At 54.0% G+C, this 19,259-nt stretch carries 16 protein-coding genes; 6 read left to right on the top strand and 10 right to left on the bottom strand.

Annotation, left to right across the window (positions count from 1 at the left end):
* Positions 1-178: 178 nt before the first annotated feature.
* The 7 genes from DCL27_RS08385 to DCL27_RS08415 form a co-directional block, all read right to left on the bottom strand.
* On the bottom strand, positions 179-1,972 hold the full coding sequence (locus DCL27_RS08385; protein ID WP_035598885.1) for a methyl-accepting chemotaxis protein: 1,794 nt from the start codon (positions 1,970-1,972) through the stop codon (positions 179-181).
* 192 nt (positions 1,973-2,164) lie between these two features.
* Positions 2,165-2,524: a helix-turn-helix transcriptional regulator gene (locus tag DCL27_RS08390; RefSeq protein WP_005293727.1), complete on the bottom strand. Its 360-nt coding sequence runs from the start codon at positions 2,522-2,524 to the stop codon at positions 2,165-2,167.
* A gap of 18 nt (positions 2,525-2,542) precedes the next feature.
* Positions 2,543-2,839 (bottom strand): DUF406 domain-containing protein, encoded by a 297-nt coding sequence (locus tag DCL27_RS08395; protein ID WP_035598882.1) that lies wholly within the window; start codon positions 2,837-2,839, stop codon positions 2,543-2,545.
* A 156-nt stretch (positions 2,840-2,995) separates the two neighbouring features.
* Positions 2,996-4,003 carry a sulfite reductase subunit C gene (gene asrC / locus DCL27_RS08400; RefSeq protein WP_005285964.1) on the bottom strand — a complete coding sequence of 336 codons (1,008 nt, stop codon included), beginning with the start codon at positions 4,001-4,003 and terminating at the stop codon, positions 2,996-2,998.
* Between the two features lie 11 nt (positions 4,004-4,014).
* Entirely contained in the window at positions 4,015-4,833 is an 819-nt protein-coding gene (gene asrB, locus DCL27_RS08405; RefSeq protein WP_035598879.1) for an anaerobic sulfite reductase subunit AsrB, read from the bottom strand.
* On the bottom strand, positions 4,833-5,885 hold the full coding sequence (asrA, locus tag DCL27_RS08410) for an anaerobic sulfite reductase subunit AsrA (protein WP_035598876.1): 1,053 nt from the start codon (positions 5,883-5,885) through the stop codon (positions 4,833-4,835). The genes asrB and asrA overlap by 1 nt, the downstream gene beginning before the upstream one ends.
* 261 nt (positions 5,886-6,146) lie before the next feature.
* Positions 6,147-8,111, bottom strand: coding sequence for a peptidase U32 family protein (locus DCL27_RS08415; RefSeq protein ID WP_035598873.1), 1,965 nt, complete (start codon positions 8,109-8,111; stop codon positions 6,147-6,149).
* A gap of 541 nt (positions 8,112-8,652) precedes the next feature.
* Here DCL27_RS08415 and DCL27_RS08420 point away from each other — a divergent pair.
* Together DCL27_RS08420 and uspE are read left to right on the top strand one after the other, a co-directional pair.
* Positions 8,653-9,408 carry an FNR family transcription factor gene (locus DCL27_RS08420; RefSeq protein ID WP_005285956.1) on the top strand — a complete coding sequence of 252 codons (756 nt, stop codon included), beginning with the start codon at positions 8,653-8,655 and terminating at the stop codon, positions 9,406-9,408.
* A 191-nt stretch (positions 9,409-9,599) separates the two neighbouring features.
* Complete coding sequence (gene uspE, locus DCL27_RS08425; RefSeq protein WP_005293721.1) at positions 9,600-10,562, top strand: universal stress protein UspE; 963 nt, start codon at positions 9,600-9,602, stop codon at positions 10,560-10,562.
* 86 nt (positions 10,563-10,648) lie between these two features.
* Here uspE and pntB read toward each other — a convergent pair whose 3' ends face one another.
* Together pntB and pntA are read right to left on the bottom strand one after the other, a co-directional pair.
* Positions 10,649-12,040 (bottom strand): Re/Si-specific NAD(P)(+) transhydrogenase subunit beta, encoded by a 1,392-nt coding sequence (pntB, locus tag DCL27_RS08430; RefSeq protein WP_005285952.1) that lies wholly within the window; start codon positions 12,038-12,040, stop codon positions 10,649-10,651.
* Positions 12,041-12,052: 12 nt separating this feature from the next.
* A complete protein-coding gene (gene pntA / locus DCL27_RS08435) occupies positions 12,053-13,579 on the bottom strand; it encodes a Re/Si-specific NAD(P)(+) transhydrogenase subunit alpha (RefSeq protein ID WP_035598870.1) in 1,527 nt (508 codons plus the stop codon).
* A 532-nt stretch (positions 13,580-14,111) separates the two neighbouring features.
* Between pntA and ydgH the strand changes: the two genes are divergently transcribed.
* Together ydgH and DCL27_RS08445 are read left to right on the top strand one after the other, a co-directional pair.
* Positions 14,112-15,062 carry a DUF1471 family protein YdgH gene (gene ydgH / locus DCL27_RS08440; protein WP_005285942.1) on the top strand — a complete coding sequence of 317 codons (951 nt, stop codon included), beginning with the start codon at positions 14,112-14,114 and terminating at the stop codon, positions 15,060-15,062.
* Between the two features lie 241 nt (positions 15,063-15,303).
* Positions 15,304-16,695, top strand: coding sequence for an amino acid permease (locus DCL27_RS08445; protein WP_228594420.1), 1,392 nt, complete (start codon positions 15,304-15,306; stop codon positions 16,693-16,695).
* Positions 16,696-16,802: 107 nt separating this feature from the next.
* On the opposite strand, the gene DCL27_RS08450 is transcribed toward DCL27_RS08445, so the two are convergent.
* A complete protein-coding gene (locus DCL27_RS08450; protein WP_005293714.1) occupies positions 16,803-17,204 on the bottom strand; it encodes a hypothetical protein in 402 nt (133 codons plus the stop codon).
* Between the two features lie 593 nt (positions 17,205-17,797).
* Here DCL27_RS08450 and folM point away from each other — a divergent pair.
* Both folM and rstA read left to right on the top strand, forming a co-directional pair.
* A complete protein-coding gene (gene folM, locus DCL27_RS08455; protein WP_035598864.1) occupies positions 17,798-18,520 on the top strand; it encodes a dihydromonapterin reductase in 723 nt (240 codons plus the stop codon).
* A 15-nt stretch (positions 18,521-18,535) separates the two neighbouring features.
* On the top strand, positions 18,536-19,255 hold the full coding sequence (gene rstA, locus DCL27_RS08460) for a two-component system response regulator RstA (protein ID WP_035598861.1): 720 nt from the start codon (positions 18,536-18,538) through the stop codon (positions 19,253-19,255).
* Positions 19,256-19,259 lie beyond the last annotated feature (4 nt).

Here is a 19,259-nt window from a genome sequence, read left to right on the forward strand (position 1 = left end):
CTAGCAACGGTAAATTGGCACCGAATAATTATGGCGCTGGTAGTAAGTATAGCGACTATTCGTCAAGGGGAATTAGGAAGGAATAGCAGGAGTCGTGGGATTATATAAATAATATGAATATATTGTGTAAACTGCGGAGAACAGAATGGTAGGATACTGTGCTCCGCAGTTGGGGACATTACATCTGGAACTGACCTACCGCATCGGCCAACTCACCCGCCTGCCCTTGTAAGGCGGAAGACGCGGCCGTCGATTGTTCAACTAAAGCGGCATTCTGCTGCACCATGGTATCTAACTGGATCACCGCACGGTTGATCTCACTGATACCACGATTCTGCTCTTGTGCTGCATTCGTGATCTCTCCCATAATGGCGCTAACCATACCGACGCTATTCACGATCTCGGTCATGGTTTCACCACTTTGGCGAACTTGATGCGAGCCCGAAGCGACACTGCTAACGGTCGAGTCGATCAACACTTTAATCTCTTTAGCTGCCTGGGCACTACGTTGCGCCAAGGTTCTGACCTCCCCGGCTACCACGGCGAAACCGCGCCCCTGCTCGCCGGCGCGTGCCGCCTCGACTGCCGCATTCAACGCCAGAATATTAGTCTGGAAAGCAATACCATCGATCACTCCGGTAATATCGCCAATTTTGGCCGAGGCCACCTCAATCGAAGACATGGTTGAAATGACTTGGCTGATCATCGCCCCACCCCGTTCGGCAACTTGAGCGGCGGAACCGACGGCTTCATTGGCCTGCTGTGCCGAGGCCGCCGATTGCGCTACCGTTGCGGAGATCTGTTCCAACGCTGCGGAAGTTTGTTGCAGACTGGCGGCTGCGGACTCGGTGCGACTTGAGAGATCCTCGTTACCGGCCGCGATCTCCCGCGCGGCGATGCGTACCGATTCGCTGGTGCTATGGATGGATGTCATCACACCGGCCAGTTTATCGACAAACTGATTGAAGGCTCGTGCGATCTGCGATACCTCATCGTTCCCTTCTATCGTCAGCCGTTTACTCAGATCGGCATTATTCCCAGCACCAATATTTTCCATCGCCAGACGGATATGATATAGCGGGCGTAAAGCACGAGTGGTAACCCAGCCGATAACCAGCGTCGAAATGACGATTAACACCAATAAGGCGATCATCGAAGCGAGTAATAAGGAACGCATACCCGCTGTCGCTTCAGCTTTATCCATCGCGACCACCGTAAACCAATGCGTTCCGGCAACGGGCATCGCCAGCAGTAACATATCACGGCCAGAAAGCGTCGCGTCTACCGGCTGGTTCGTGGTCAATAACTGGCTCAGACTGAGATGCGGCGCGATCTCGGACAGTGGCATCAGCGTCAATTGCTCATCGGGATGAGCAATAATGGTACCATCGTCATTAAGCAGCATGCCGAAACTTTTCGGTGTCGGATGGATCGAACGCACGTTGGCGATGACCTTATCCATGTGGACATCCCCCTCCACGACACCGTCGACCGCACCGGCTTTTGCCTGTCCGGGCGCGGCAAAGGTCACGACTAAAGTATGGGTATTCGCATCCATATAGGGGGCCGTCACGATCGGCCTCCCCGCCTTACGCGCATTATTAAACCAGGCGCGGGTCGTGGGATCGAATCCGGCAGGGACACTGCTGGGATCAGAGGAGAGTTCGACCTTATTGGCATAACCAATATCGACACTGATAAATCCGCCGGCATTGGCGATCTGCTTTAAGAGTGGTCGCGGATCGCTGTCACTCACATGGGGTGTCAAGGAAGCGATTAATGCACGTTGGTTCTCTACCCATTGCTGAACTGTCGCAGTATGGCTCGCGGTCAATGAGCTGAGTGTATGTTGTATCGCCTCGTTATTGGCATCATTAGCAATCCGATAATTAATTAATGTATTAACGCAAAGGGATACCACAACAATGATACCCGTCGTGGCGAGAATACGTGCCCGAATAGAATCGAACATGAGAAACCTGCCTGTGTAGTCAGTAAGATAAATCTTAATAATGTTGTCTTATAACTAACGGCGCTACGGGCATAAACTTGAGTGGTTGATCCCCAGAGAATGGTTTCAATGTGTTACTTAGTGTGTGTCGGCGGGGAGTATCATTGCCAAGATAAACAAGTCAGCGTGGCGCAACCACGCTGACAGGAGAGACTAACTGGCCAGACGCGCGGTTCGACGGCACAGTAGACGATACTCAGAAGGAGAAACACGATATTGATTCTTAAATATCTGGCAGAAGGTACTCTGGCTGGGATAACCAAGTGAATGGCTAATCTCCTTAATACGCATATCCGTCTCTTCCAACTGTTGTAACGAACGTTTAAGTCGCTCCTGACGGATGTAGTTGGCTAATGTCATGCCTGTCGCTAATTCAAACTCACGTAGAAAATAAGAGCGGGAATAACCAGAAATAGCGACTACATCGGCACTCTTAATTCCCAAATGGACATGACTAGCGATCCATACTTTAATGGTTGAAAAACTTTTTAAAATAAACTTGTCTCTAACCATGACATTATCCCCTACTACTTAAGCGTGGCGCAATGAAAGCTCAAAAATAACGGTTTCTGCCTGACAAGAAAAAGTAAAGTGAGCATCTAAAACGAACTCTCCTTCTTTTTCATTAATCTGATGGGTAATCACACAGGGATACTCGGACTGAGCGACACCTTGAGCCTTACTGGTTAAGCGCGCCAGCTGTTTTTCCGCTTCATCGCGTGTCGCATAGGCTTGGGTGATGACAGTCGTGCAATTGTCGTTATCCAGCACGGAGCCAATATCGATTGCACACCCTTTATTACTGCATTTATCGACGACGTCTTTCATCACATTACCCTCATTAATTATCAACTGTGTCTAGAGTAAAACAAATTAATAATTAATAAAAACGATTAATAATAATATATACAACCAGTTTTACAGGTTATAAAAACCAAAAGGCCCGTACGCAACGGGCCTCCACAGAATGACAATGGGACAAGGTTATACCGACTTCAGATGCACATTGCCGACATAGGTATCTTCGTGCCAATGCATGCGTTCGGCGACCTGGGCACCAGGATTTAACGTCACCCCACGCAACACTCGCTGTTTAAAGTTATTGTAACCAGCGCGATCGATCAGGTGCCCCATGTGTAGGTAAACCGGAGTACCGTCTAACATCTCACGCTCGAACTCAAAAATGTTGCGAATGACCGCCTGAATTACATCCTCGGTGACCCAGTTGAGGAACACTTTACCGACGCGTGGCGTCTTCTTACTGGTACGCCCCCCCAGACGCACCTGATACAGTTGATCGGGTTGCCGTTGCCAAGCCAGCGTTGGACAAGCCAACACACACTCGCCACAACCGATGCATAGGCTCTCCTGCTTGCTGGCCTTACCATTATGTAATGACAGGCAGTCGACGGCATGATGCTTACAGGCACGCACACAGGCGCCACAGCCGATACAACGCTCAGGCGTAAACTTAATGCGCGCGATCCCCAAGACACCCAAGTCGGCCATAGTGGCCTTGGCGCAGTCGTTGGGGCAACCCGCCAACACCACCTTCAAGTGATAGCGACTCGGGTAGACCAGTTTCTCCAGACGCTGCGCCATGCCGGTGGTATCCGTGTTTGCCTTCTGGCAGATACGGTTACCCTGGCAAGCGACGATATTACGTCCGCCGATGGCCTGGTAGCCCGCTTTCGGATCCTCCACCTCGATGCCGCAAGTCTCAATTTCTATCTCGCGGATGAAGGGTTCTAGCGCGGCGTTGACCTTATCCATATCCTCATAACGGATCCCTGGCATCGCTAACTTCTGGCGGGTCGTCAGATGGATCAGACCATTACCGTACTGCTCGGCGATCTGTTGGGCGACGCTCAACAGGCGCGCCGGCAGGATACCGCCGGGTATCCGCACGCTGACCATGGCTTCGGAGCGAACCTTAGAGAAGCGGTATTCATTTAGCGCTCGGGCGCGGTAGATATCGACATCGATACTCATTGTTGGCTCCTTTAATCGACCATGGTGCGCGCGTCGGCATAGTTAAATACCGGCCCATCCACACAGATATAGACATCCCCCATGCGGCAATGGCCGCACTTCCCGACCGAGCAAGCCATGCGCCGCTCATAGTCGACCCAGATTTGCTCATCGCGCAGGCCGTTGTCCTGTAACAACGCCACCGTCGCACGGATCATCACCGGTGGCCCAACCACGATGGCTTGGACCTCTTCCGGCGCACTAAAATCGAGGTATGGCAGATGGTCGGTCACTCGACCTAAGTGGTAGTACTCGGCGACCGGCTCACCCTCATCCAAGGTTAGGCAGAGATTGTGCTGACCCCGCCAGAAATCCAGCTCACGCTTATACAGCACACTCTGCGGATTCTTGTAACCGAGGATCATATCCAGGCTTTTCACCTGATCGGGATGCTCACAAAAATGGCGCAGTAGTCCTTTTACCGGCGCGACACCGGTCCCCCCGGCTACCACCACCAGGCGTTTACCATGGAACTTTGTCAGATCGTAACCATTGCCATAGGCGCCACGCAGCCACACCCGATCGCCAACCTGCAAGGCGAATAGCGCATCGGTCACCGTCCCAACCCGACGGATCAGCAGATCGACCCAACCATCGCCGTAGTCAGAGACTGAAATCGGTGCCTCACCGACACGTGGCAATGATACCTCGACAAATTGGCCATAATGTACCGGGAAATCACAGGCGACACGGAAGTTCCACTCCAGATCGGTGTGTTTCTCAATATCCAGGATCGGATAGGCCGCCGGTAGCAGGACTTGATGACGTTTCTCACAGTTACCGTTACACATTATTTCTGCTCCTCCTGCTGCAGTACGCGGGCGACCTCAGCACTCATCTTGTTAATAATATTTGAGAATTTAATGTACTGAGGGCAACGATCATCGCAGCGGCCACAGCCGACACACATATGTTCGCCCTCTTTAGCTCTGGCGCGATAGTCATTCACCTTATGTAGCGCGCGGAAACGGAGTCGCTCGCTGACCTTATTACGGAAGTGATGGCCACCGGCCATATCGGTAAATCCCTCGACCATGCAACTGGCCCATTGGCGACGGCGCTCACCGCGCTGTGGATTCTCGGCATAGGCGACATCGAAGATGCTATAGCAGGTACAGGTTGGGCAACCGGTGGTGCAGCGGCCACAGCCGATGCAACGGTGTTGATAGTCATTCCACAATGGACTGTCCTGTAGGATCTGACGTACCCGTTTCGGGTCATCACAGACCTGGTCGGGAGTGACGACCTTCTCTGGGTTCTCGCTGACGAAGCCGGCATGGTAATCGCATGCCTGCCCCAAGTCAGCAAAGGCCTCTTGCAACGCAGGATCGGTGATTTCGACATTCACCCCCTGCTCATCGAAACGTAACGCGGCACTGTAGTTATCGGTACGGTTCGTCCCCATCGAGACACAGAAACAGTTTTCGAAGCTGCTCGCGCACTCCATCAAGACAAACTTGATGCTATCGCGGATCAAGGCATAGCTATAGTCGGCATTATTCCCATTCTTTAGATACATATAGTCGAGGCGACTCATCGCGTTAATGTCACAGGCGCGAGCTAAGATCAAACGCGGGCGACGGTCAACCTCGGCAATTTGGATGACATCATGATCGAAGTGGAACAACGTCTCGGTGATCGGGGAGATCACCGTACTGGGGGCCATATGGGATTTTTCCTGCCAGACGATATCTCGCCAGCGGCTTACCTCTTGGTAAACGATATTATCGGTATCGGAAAAACGTCCGCCGCGGTACTCCGCCACCGGCGCATAGACTCGGTAGTGACGGCGTAGGCGCGCCAATGCCGCATCAGCATCGGCCTCAGACAAACGAAGTGACATAATGACTTCTCCACGTTAATTGTATGGATATTCTATACCTGAATATATAACGCCCTGTCGGCCACGACTTACGCGAAATGTATGTTGATGATAATCTCAAAATAGGTAAATAAAATTTACCCTTTTAAAACAGGTGATTGCGAGAATATCGATGGTAGGCACTGCCAGATGAGAAGTCAGAAATATAAGCTAGATCAGGTTTTTGGCGGGAGAGAACCTCCCGCCATGGTTGAGGACTTGAGATGGATGGGCGTAAGCGCGTTATTTTCTTCTATTCGGTAAAGTTTTCAGCAGATCATCCGGTGTAATGCTCGCCACGATACTCCCCGGTAGCGCCATCTTGAGGACATGAGGTTTGATCTTCCCAATGACCTGCATTTCACACTGCTTGCAATCGAATTTCAGGGTTAGGACCTCATCTTGATGCACCAATTGCATCGGTGAGGCGCGCCCCTTCACCCCCTGGATACCGCGTGCCTGTTTCGGGCAGAGATTAAAGGCGAAGCGCAGGCAGTGCTTGGTGATCATCACCGGTACCTCGCCCTTCTCGGCATGCGCCTCATAGGCAGCCTCGATCAACGTCACCCCGTGCTGCTGGTAAAACTCGCGCGCCAGGTGGTTATAGACGTTGTCCAGATAAGTCAGGTGTGTCTGCGGATACAACACCGGCGGCATCAGCGCGGGTTTGCGTCGTGGACGATTATCTTGGCCCGCACGCAACGCATCCAGCCGCTCAATCGCCTCACGACGCAGCTGGTTCAGTTGGCTATTCGGAACAAAATAGGGCTGCGCGAGATCGATCGTAACCGTACGTGCCTGGTACAAGGTTTGTCCCAGCTTACTTAAACCATCGCGTAACCCCTGCTCCGCCCGCTCCGCCTGGCGTGCGGGTTCGAATGGCCCAGCCAATGACTGCGTCGCGCTGACGCCATCCTCGCTGGTGACCGTAAGTTGCAACTGCTGCGCCGTCCCACTCAGATGCAGATCGAGCGCTAGCCGACGTTCGCTGGAGGTTTTCAGGAGCGCCTGTTGCCAATCATGATCCAGGTTACGGTTCAGGGGATGCGGCAGGCGCAGCTTCGCCAACTCCGCCGGCATCTCGTTAGGCCAGACACGGTAACGCCCTGCGCCGCGCGCCTCTACCGTATTCGCGCGTAGGCCGACGATCTCCCGTTTAACCAATACGTTTAAGCCATCACCATTATGCAATTCGACGTTCACGGCAACATCCAGGTGCGTTGCCGCAACGGCCGTGAGTTCACCGATTGGCACACCGATAAACTTCGGCGAGTCGAAGGCACCGATGTCGATCTGCCGCTCACGCACGAAGTAGTCGGTATTGCCGCGGTGGAAGGTCTTATCGGGTGATGGGGTGAAGAAATGGTGGGTCCGTCCCAGTGAGGCACGACTCAACTCAGGACGCTGCTCCAGGAGGGCATCTAACTGCTGGCGATAATATGCCGTGATATTCTTCACATAGCTCATATCCTTATAACGCCCCTCGATCTTGAAGGAGCGTACACCAGCCTCGATCAGCGCCGCCAAGTTATGGCTCTGATCATTGTCCTTAAGCGACAGCAGATGTTTCTCATAGGCAACGACCCGCCCCTGTTCATCCTTCAGGGTATAGGGCAGACGACAAGCCTGAGAACAATCGCCACGGTTAGCGCTGCGCCCAGTCTGGGCATGAGAGATATAGCACTGGCCCGAGTAAGCCACACATAGCGCACCATGAATAAAGAACTCGATGTTGGCATCGATATTGTCACGGATATCGGCGATCTGCGTCAGGCTTAATTCACGCGCCAGCACGATCTGGGAGAACCCCACCTGGGAGAGAAAGCGGGCCTTCTCGACGGTGCGAATGTCACACTGGGTACTGGCGTGGAGATCGATCGGCGGGATATCCATCTGTAGGATCCCCATATCCTGCACGATCAGCGCATCGACACCAGCATCATAGAGTTGGTGGATCAGTCGCCGAGCCGGCTCCAGCTCGTTGTCATGCAGGATGGTATTCAAGGTGACGAAGACTTTCGCCCCATAGCGGTGAGCGAAGCTGGTCAATCCGGCGATGTCGCTCAGCGAGTTGCCGGCATTATGGCGCGCGCCAAAGCTCGGCCCGCCGATGTAAACCGCGTCGGCGCCGTGCAGGATGGCCTCGCGGCCGATGGCCGCCTCGCGGGCGGGACTGAGGAGTTCAAGCTTGTTCGTGGGTTGGCGCATGCAGTTACCGTGGTTAGTGTGTAAAACGGCGCTATTGTAGTCGCGTCAGGGGGAGTTACAAGGCTGGCCACACGAATTTCTCGCCATTGATGCCTGGTGGCCTCAGCGGTACGCGAAGTCGGCGACTATTCGCTCATCGACCCGACGTGTTATCATAATTAAATTACCTTTTTATACCGTATTCACGGTTTGCGTGATTTTGTATGATTTTATTCGGGGCTAAGCTGTAACTTTTAATTTCCGCGCTGATCGTTGCCTCACGGCTAAGCCGCATCTACTCTACCCTAACGCTTATTTTTACCCCTTATCATTAGCCTGAAATAACATCACATCAACAGGAAAAATCATAGCCCTAACATAATTAATGTCGCTAATCATATTCCAGTGACAATGTCACTAATCAATAATGTGCGATGCATCACAGCTTATACACGAATTGTGCCTTAATTCGCATCTCACCATCTGGATCAACAATAGGGTTTATTATCCCACATAAAAGATGTTAAAATTGACCGATATCAATATTATTTAGGCAACACCTATGATTCCGGAAAAACGTGTCATTCGTCGAATCCAGTCTGGTGGTTGTGCGATCCACTGTCAGGATTGCAGCATCAGCCAGCTGTGTATCCCGTTTACGCTTAATGAGCATGAGCTGGACCAGCTTGATAACATCATTGAGCGGAAAAAGCCGATTCAAAAGGGCCAGGCGCTGTTTAAGGCGGGGGATGAGCTGAAATCGCTGTATGCGATCCGTTCCGGAACCATTAAGAGCTATACCATCACCGAACAGGGCGACGAGCAGATCACCGCATTCCACCTCGCAGGCGACCTCGTGGGGTTCGACGCCATCGGGGCACAGATGCATCCCAGCTTCGCCCAGGCATTGGAAACCTCGATGGTGTGCGAGATCCCCTTCGAGACGCTGGATGATCTGTCTGGCAAGATGCCTAGCCTACGTCAGCAGATGATGCGCCTGATGAGCGGTGAGATTAAAGGCGATCAGGATATGATCCTACTGTTGTCGAAGAAGAACGCCGAAGAGCGTCTGGCCGCCTTCATCTATAACCTCTCCCGTCGCTTTGCCCAGCGCGGCTTCTCGCCACGTGAGTTCCGGTTGACCATGACACGCGGCGATATCGGTAATTATCTTGGCCTCACCGTCGAGACCATCAGTCGCCTGCTTGGCCGTTTCCAGAAAAGCGATATTCTGAGCGTGAAAGGTAAATACATTACAATTCAGGATATTGATGCTTTAGCCCAATTAGCGGGTAACCCACGCACTCCCTGTGAGTAAATCGTGATAAGCGGTTAACAAGAAACGGCGCATGCGCCGTTTTTTTTATCGGCGCAGCCCCCTCGCCCTGCTTCACGATTATATTTTGCAATTTGTCGCCCAGTAGCATTTTCCTTACCTATTCTATTGTATGGTGAGCTATGAGTTTATCGTATAAATATGGCTATCACGGTGAAGTAAGGAGAAGGTATATGGCCGACTATCAGAAAATACTGGTGGCTATCGATCCGAACCAGGATGACCAACCGGCGCTCCGCCGCGCGGTATACCTGGTGCAGCGTAACGGCGGCCAGATTTTGGCATTTCTCCCCATCTATGATCTGTCCTATGAAATGACCACGCTGTTATCGCCGAGCGAGCGCATTACCATGCGCCAAGGGGTGATAACGCAACGGACAGCCTGGATCCGTGAGCAGTGCCACTACTACCTGGAGGCGGGGGTCGCCATCGAGATTAAGGTCATCTGGCATAACCGCCCCTATGAGGCCATCATCCAAGAGGTGATCCAAGGCGGCCATGATCTATTACTGAAGATGACCCACCAACATGATCGTCTCGAATCGGTGATCTTCACCCCGACCGACTGGCATCTGCTGCGCAAGTGCCCTTGCCCTGTCTGGATGGTCAAGGATCAGCCCTGGCCGGAGAATGGCGCGGCGCTGGTGGCGGTGAACCTCTCCAGTGAAGAGCCTTATCACGATCCGCTGAATGTGAAACTGATCCGCGAATCGTTAGATCTGGCGAAAGGCGTCGGTCATAGCGACATCCATCTGGTCGCCGCCTACCCCGTCACACCGGTCAATGTCTCTATCGAGATACCTGACTTCGATCCACGCGTATACAACGAAGCCATTCGCGGCCAGCATCTGGTCGCGATGAAGGCGCTCCGGCAGAAGTTCGCCATCCCGGAAAGCCACACTCATGTCGAACATGGCCTACCTGAAGAGGTGATCCCCGACGTGGCGCGGCGTCTCAATGCCGGGGTAGTCGTCCTCGGCACCCTGGGGCGTACCGGTATCTCGGCGGCGTTTATTGGCAATACCGCTGAACATGTGATCGATCACCTCACGTGTGATCTGCTAGCGATAAAACCCGACGGCTACCAGTCGCCACTCGCTGGCACTGCACAGATCGATGACGACGCAGACGATTAATCAGTCCGGCGCGCATAAAAAAAGCGCCCGGTTGGGCGCTGGATATCACGAGCAGGCCCGGCATCATGCCGGGCCGCCCATCACGCTTATAATGCGCGTAGAATCGCCTCGACGCTATCCTTGGCATCGCCGAACAGCATCTGAGTATTCTCTTTAAAGAACAGCGGGTTCTGAACCCCGGCATAACCGGTATTCATTGAGCGCTTGAACACGATGACGTTTTGCGCCTTCCACACCTCCAATACCGGCATCCCCGCGATCGGACTACGGGGATCCTCCATCGCCGCCGGGTTGACCGTGTCGTTAGCACCGATAACCAGCACCGTATCCGTATCGGCGAAATCATCGTTGATCTCGTCCATCTCCAGCACCACGTCATAAGGCACCTTGGCCTCGGCCAGCAGCACGTTCATATGGCCAGGCAGTCGCCCCGCGACCGGGTGGATACCGAAACGCACCTTCACACCACGATCGCGCAGCTTCTGGGTGATCTCGGCTACCGGATACTGAGCCTGAGCGACGGCCATACCATAGCCCGGGGTGATGATGACCGACGAGGAGTTCTTCAGCATCTCGGCCACCTCTTCGGCGCTCGCCTCACGGTATTCGCCCATCTCACCTTCATCGCCCGTCGACGAACCATCGGTCCCGAAACCACCGGCGATTACGCTGATGAAGGAGCGATTCATCGCCTTACACATGATGTAAGAGAGGATGGCACCGGAAGAACCGACCAACGCGCCGGTGACGATCAGCAGATCGTTGCTCAGCATAAAGCCGGCGGCCGCCGCGGCCCAACCCGAATAGGAGTTCAACATCGACACCACGACCGGCATGTCGGCACCGCCGATGGAGGCCACCAAGTGCCAGCCGAAGGCCAGTGCGATCACGGTCATCAGCAACAAGGCAACGACCTGCGCGCCGGTAGATCCGGTGTTCACAAACCACAATAGCAACAGGAATGAGACGACCAACGCCGCCAGATTCAGCTTGTGGCGATGAGGCAGCATCAACGGCTTGGACGAAATGATACCGCGTAGTTTACCAAACGCGACGATCGACCCGGTAAAGGTCACCGCACCGATGAAGACGCCGAGGAAAACCTCCACCAGATGGATGTTCTCCAGCACCTGCGCCATACTGCCCGGCTCATGCTCGATATAGCTATTGTAACCTACCAGGACGGCGGCCAAACCGACGAAGCTATGCAGCACGGCAACCAGCTCCGGCATCTCGGTCATTTCAACCTTGCGCGCCAGATAGATACCGATAGCCCCCCCGATCACCATCGCCACAATGATCCAACCGATGTTTGCGGCGTCAGGGCCACAGATGGTCGCGATCAGGGCGATGGCCATACCGACCATACCGAAGGTGTTACCCTGCTTCGATGTCTCATGCTTGGACAAGCCAGCCAGACTAAAAATAAACAGGATGGCGGCAACAATGTATGCTGCGGTTACTAATCCTCCAGACATTTGTTACCTCCTTCAGTTCTTGCGAAACATTTTCAGCATGCGCTGGGTGACGGTGAAACCACCGAAGATGTTGATACTGGCGATCAACACCGCAATAAAGGCAAAGAAGGTGATCCAACCGCCATGCCCAATCTGCAACAGCGCACCGACCACGATGATGCCAGAGATTGCATTCGTGACCGACATCAGCGGTGTATGCAACGCATGGCTCACATTCCACACCACGTAGTACCCCACCACGCAGGAGAGCGCGAAGACGGTAAAGTGGGAGAGAAACTCACTCGGCGCCACGCTGGCCATCCAGCCAAACAACACAATGGCCAAGGCGATCAGCAGATACTTCCGCCACGGTGAGGTCGGTTTGGCGGCCACGGCAGCGACAGGTTCGACTTTCGCCGCCTGTGGTTGCGCGGAGACCTTAATCGCTGGTGCCGGCCAGGTAATCTCCCCGTCCTGCGTCACGGTTACCCCGCGGATGATGACATCCTCGAAGTCCACGTGTAGCGTCCCATCCTTCTCTTTACACAATAGCTTGAGCAAGTTAACCAGGTTGGTGGCATACAGCTGGGAAGACTGTGTAGGCAAGCGGCTAGGCAAATCGGTATAACCGATGATCTTAACGCCATTCTCCGTGGTCACGACGTGGTCGGCCTGCGTCAGCTCGCAGTTACCACCGGTCTGTGCCGCCAGATCGACGATGACACTCCCCGGTTTCATGGTGGCGACCATCTCTTTGGTGATCAAACGCGGTGCTGGCTTGCCCGGAATCAACGCCGTGGTGACGATGATATCGACCTCTTGTGCCTGGGCGGCGAACAGTGCCATCTCCGCCTTGATGAAAGCCTCAGACATCACCTTGGCATAGCCATCGCCACTGCCCGCCTCCTCTTCGAAATCCAGTTCGAGGAACTCGGCGCCCATACTCTGCACCTGCTCCTTCACTTCTGGACGAGTATCGAAGGCGCGCACAATCGCCCCCAGGCTCCCAGCGGCACCGATGGCGGCCAACCCGGCGACACCGGCCCCAATCACCATCACTTTCGCCGGCGGGACTTTACCCGCTGCCGTGATCTGCCCGGTAAAGAAACGGCCAAACTCATGCGCCGCCTCCACGATAGCTCGGTAACCGGCGATATTGGCCATTGAGCTCAGGGCATCCATCGACTGAGCGCGCGAAATACGCGGCACCGAATCCATCGCCATCACCGTCACCTGACGCTGTGCGAGCTTATCGAGCAACGGCTGATTCTGCGCCGGCCAGATAAAGCTGATCAACGTCGTACCGGCCTTCATGCGCGCAATCTCGTCATCCTCCGGCGCATTGACCTTGAGGATCACATCACTCTGCCACACCTCATCCAACGTAACCACCTCGGCGCCAGCCTGTTGATAGGCTGCATCCTCAAAGCTGGCCAGCTTGCCGGCCCCGCTCTCGATAGCCACCGTGAAACCCAGTTTAAGCAGTTGTTCGACCGTCTTCGGCGTCGCTGCTACGCGGGCTTCATTGGCCAACCGCTCTTTTGGTACACCAATACGCATAATCGTCCCTTTTCACCTGTCAATAAGATGAGCGTCATCCATAATCTGCGATGACCTTGTATGCTGTTAGCGAAGATTGCTGAATAGCTTGTTATAAACTACTGAAAACAGATGCGCCGATCCACTATTGTTCATCACGCTTGACAGTAAAATTATAAAATCTGCCTATTTGTCATAGTAATGCTGGCTAGCATCTGATTTCTGGACATTTATTGCACCGTTTCCAGCCTAAAAACACACACTAAAGCGTGTAATGGGCATCTGCGGGGTGGCGAGGCTGGATCAATGGATGTTAAAGGAGGCCGATCGTGTTGCCGCCAAGTTCGCTTGATGCACGCCGAGGTGAACAGGCCCACAAAGCATTTATCGTATAAAATCCTGAGGCAAGGCAGGCAATTACATGTAATAATCGAGCGCATTATTGTGTGTCGTCATTGTTAAGCGCGGCAAGGTTTGGCAAAAGTGGGATGCCTCGGTGTGCGCTTCTGCCGCTAACCAATATAACTGAATAAGGCGTAAAGGATTTTTTGATATGAAGCTGAAAACCACCCTCATTGCGTCGGCCCTCCTCTCCGCGGCGGCATGCTCTGCCCAGGCGGCCCAGGAGCTCTCGCCCGAGAAAGCCGCGGAGCTAAAGCCTTTCGAGCGTATCACCATCACCGGCCGCTTCAATATGCTGAGTGAGGCGGCCGATGCCGTCTCCCGTCGTGCCGATCAATTAGGCGCCGCCTATTTTTATATTCAGGATACTAATGCCAGCAACGGCGGTGGTAACTGGCGTGTCGTCGCCGATATCTATAAGAAAGATGCGCCGAGTGTCGATAACGCGCAAACCTACCGGACGTTCTTCGGCGTCAAGGAGCTCCCCAAGCAGGAAGCCGTCCGCTTACAGCCTTTCGATACGGTCACGGTCAATGGCTTCTTCAATAGCCAGCCGGAGGTGAATGACGCGATAGCCCGGGCTGCGAAGAAGAAAGATGCCGCTGCCTTCTATATTGTCCGTCAGATCGATACCAACAATGGTGGGAATCAGAGCGTCACCGCCTATGTCTTTAAGGCTGATGCGCCTAAGCGCCAGGTACAGAGCCCCGACGCCATTCCCGCAGACTCTGACGCGGGGCGCGCGGCGCTCGCCGCCGGGGGTGCCGCGGCCGCCAATGTCGAGATCCCGGGCGTCGCGACCTCTTCCAGCATGAGCCATAGCGTCGGTCAATTCTGGCAGACGCAATCCTCCACCGCAAATCGTTACACTGTCACGCTCCCCGACGGTAAGCAGATCCAGGAACTGAATAACGCCACCGCCGCACAGATGGTTCCCTTCGACTCCATCACCTTCAGCGGTCGTTTTAACAGCATGACCGACATGTCGATAGAGACGGCAAAACGGGCGGCAGCCAAAGGGGCGAAGTATTACCACATCACGCGCCAGTGGCAGAATCAGAGCGGCGGTAACCTGACCGTTAGCGCCGATCTGTTTAAATAAACCACACTTGCTGCTATTGACGGCCCTACGGGGCCGTTTTCCCATGATAAACCTCGTATCACCGGCTATTTTTGAATAATTTTTTACTCAAATTGCATAGTCTTCCATTGCGCCCTCGGCGCACACTCCGTACAATCGGCGCCACTTTTACCACGCTCCGCGATGGACTTCGGTAATCGTCAGTTTTTACATCATAGCAATGTAAAATATGGGTTAATTTATCTATCTGTTGGATTTCGCCTTGGAAAAAAAACTCGGACTTACCGCTCTGACGGCGCTGGTTCTGAGCTCCATGCTCGGTGCCGGTGTATTCAGCCTGCCGCAAAATATGGCGGAGGTGGCAAGCCCCGCAGCCTTGTTGATCGGCTGGGCCATTACCGGCGTCGGCATTCTCTTATTAGCGCTCGCCATGCTGCTGTTGACCCGTCTGCGTCCCGATCTGGATGGTGGCATCTTCACCTATGCCAAAGAGGGGTTCGGTGAGCTAGTCGGTTTCTGCTCGGCATGGGGCTACTGGCTGTGCGCGGTAATCGCTAACGTCTCTTATCTGGTGATCGTTTTCGCCGCCTTGAGTTTCTTTACCGACTCGGCACAGCAGACAATTTTCGGTGATGGCAACACCTGGCAGGCGGTATTGGGTGAGTCGATCCTATTATGGGTCGTGCATTTCATGGTGCTGCGGGGCGTGAAGACGGCCGCCGGTATCAATCTGGTGGCGACCCTGGCCAAACTGTTACCGCTGGGCCTCTTCGCCATCCTCGCCGCCATCGCCTTCCGCCTAGACACCTTTACGATCGACTTCACTGGCGTGAAGATGGGGGTGCCGGTTTGGGAGCAGGTAAAAGACACCATGTTGTTCACCTTGTGGGTGTTCATCGGGGTCGAGGGCGCGGTCGTGGTTTCCGCGCGTGCCCGCCATAAACGCGATGTCGGACGCGCCACCATGTTGGCGGTCGTCTCCGCGCTGGTGGTTTACCTGCTGATCACCCTGCTTTCTCTGGGTGTGGTGCCGCGTGCCGAGTTGGCCGAGATGCGTAATCCCTCGATGGCCGGGCTGATGGTGAAGATGATTGGTCCAGTCGGTGAACTCTTGATCGCGGCGGGTCTGATTGTCTCCGTCTGCGGAGCCTACCTGAGTTGGACCATCATGGCGGCGGAGGTTCCATTCCTCGCCTCACAGCATGGTGCATTTCCCAAGATCTTCGCCCGCCAGAATGCCAAAGAGGCGCCCGCCTCATCGCTCTGGCTGACCAATGGGGCGGCCCAAATCACCCTGATCCTCATCTGGGCGACCGGTGCCAACTACAACAATCTGCTGACCATCGCCTCAGAGATGATCTTGGTACCCTACTTCCTGGTTGGCGCGTTCTTGTATAAGGTGGCGCGGCAGCGTGGCGACCGTTGGATCACCCTGGCGGCACTCGGCGCCTGCGCCTACGGCTTATGGCTGTTGTATGCCTCTGGCCTGACGCATCTACTGATGTCGGTGCTGCTATACGCTCCGGGCCTGCTGGTCTTTATGTACGCCCGTCGGGCATTGACAGATCGTCAACGCATGAGTCTGCTAGAGCGAGGGGGGATCTGCCTGTTGCTCTTGGCGACCCTACCCGCCGGGTGGTTTATCCTGCATTAAGACATGCGCGCCCCAAGGGGCGCCATCCCACAACACAAAAAGGTGGCCTAGCCACCTTTTCTTTTTAGTTATTTCACTACGACGGGCCAGCCCGCGATACCTGACGCTTACTCGAGTGCGATCAAGAGGCGCTCACCATGCAGCTCGATACGGACTGGAATGGTGGACTGGGCGGCGATGGCGTGCAACTGAGACTCTTCCAGTGCATAGGGTAGCTGAATCTCTATCTCCGGCAAGCCCTGATGATTCACCAGCTCGATCAGACGCAGAATGTTGGTCTCATCGCTCACTTGGGTCGACAGTACCTGAAGCGCCAACTGACCAAGGCGTGAACTATGGCTGATGCGCTCGGTGGCCCCGCTATCGCGAGTCACCATACCAAACAGCGGCATCACGCCACAAATGGCATCAACGAAGCGCCAACGCTTATTACAAGATGCAGATAAAAAATGGGTATAGTCAAAACAGACCCGTTCGTGTTTTCCGACAGACTGATGAAGATCAGACATATTCCAGACTCCTAATCGCATCACGCTGGCGCTGAGTACATCCATGAATAGCGCATAGCATTTTATTTCTACGCTATCGGGCTATTATTCCAACTCACTGGTGAGAGTTCAATATAAAAGTTGTGGCTTTTAGGCTGCCAAGGATTAAACATACAAATAGCCTATGATACTCGTATCAACAGGTTAACTTCAGACCCAGTTTATTAGCAGCGAGTTAACATAAGCTGCACAACAAAAAATAAACAACACTTTGATTTAAAGAGATAAAACTTAATAGGTATGGCGTATTTCAACGATAGGGAAAAACGTATTTAAAAAGATAACGACATATTAACCATGAGGTGGTTGTCTTTATTTACATAATTACCTCTAGTGTTACGCACTGTTTTACCGCAAGCTATTCCAATCGTCGTCAATAATGGTGACGAAGATCACGCTCCATCTCGCACTCCCGTTATCAGGTGCACTATTGCACTATTTTGGTATTATCCTATATTTATTTACATCGAATTAACGCCATAGATATCGCCATGCAGCAAATGGCATAATATTTACGCATTCCACATCCATATTGTTAACAGGAAAAGATAGAGATGGACAATCAACCGAGCGCACCGGTTCTCATCACCGGCGGTGCCCGTCGTGTCGGGCTAGCACTCGCGTTAGCACTACGCGCCCGGGCGATTCCGGTCATCGTTGCCTACCGCAGCGAATACCCTGCCCTGACTCAGCTACGTCAGGCGGGAGTACAGTGTCTAGCAAGCGACTTTTCAACCACCGCGGGGATCTATGACTTCGCTCGGCGGGTACAGCAGGCCACGCCACAGCTGCGGGCGGTGATCCATAACGCGAGCGCCTGGCAGGCGGAGTCGAGTAGCGTCCCGCCCGAGCAGACGCTGAGCGCCATGTTGCAAATTCATGTCTATACCCCTTACCTCCTTAACCAGTTGCTTGAGCCACAGCTACGCGGCCAAGGCGAGGCCGGGGCCGATATCATCCATATCACCGACTATGTGGTCGAACGCGGGAGTGACGGCCATATCGCGTATGCGGCCAGTAAGGCGGCGCTGGATAATATGACCCGCTCTTTTGCTCGCAAGTTAGCGCCAGAGGTCAAAGTCAACGCCATCGCCCCCGCCTTGATCCTGTTCAACCCTGAGGATGATGAGACCTATCGACACAAGGCGCTAGACAAATCATTGATGAAAATTGCCGCAGGCGAACAAGAAATTGTCAACGCCATTGACTTCCTGTTGAATAGTCGTTTCATTACCGGTCGTACCATAGGGGTCGACGGTGGCCGCCCCCTGCGCTAACCAGGCTAAGAGACGATGAACAGAATTGTATTTGTTGAAGACGATCCCGATGTTGGTCAACTGATTGCGGCCTATCTGGGTAAACATGACATTGATGTCACATTAGAGCCACGCGGTGATACCGCCTTGGAGACCATCACCCGACTGAAACCCGACCTGGCCTTGCTCGACATTATGCTGCCGGGAAAGGATGGCATGAGCTTATGCCGCGACCTGCGCCCGCTCTATAACGGGCCTATCGTGCTACTCACCTCACTCGATAGCGACATGAACCATATTCTCTCGCTGGAAATGGGTGCTAACGACTATATCCTCAAGACTACCCCGCCGGCGGTGCTGCTGGCGCGGTTACGTCTACACCTGCGTCAACATGCAACGCCGCAGCCTGAGGCGAACCATGCGCCTTCACCCTCGGCTCGCCTCAATCCGCTTACGATCGGCCAGCTATACATCGACCCGGTGAACCGGGCGGTACGCCTCGCTGCCGATGAGGTGCATCTCTCCACGTCTGATTTTGATCTGCTCTGGGAGCTGGCCACCCACGCGGGTACCATCATGGATCGCGATGCCCTGCTGCAAAACCTGCGCGGCGTTAGCTATGACGGGCTGGATCGCAGCATCGATGTCGCCATCTCACGCTTACGGCGTAAGCTCCACGACACCGGCCCGGAACCCTTGCGCATCAAGACCGTTCGCAATAAGGGATATCTCTTCGCGCCCCACGCCTGGGAGTAACGCG

Source organism: Edwardsiella tarda ATCC 15947 = NBRC 105688, from assembly GCF_003113495.2.
GTDB lineage: Bacteria > Pseudomonadota > Gammaproteobacteria > Enterobacterales > Enterobacteriaceae > Edwardsiella > Edwardsiella tarda.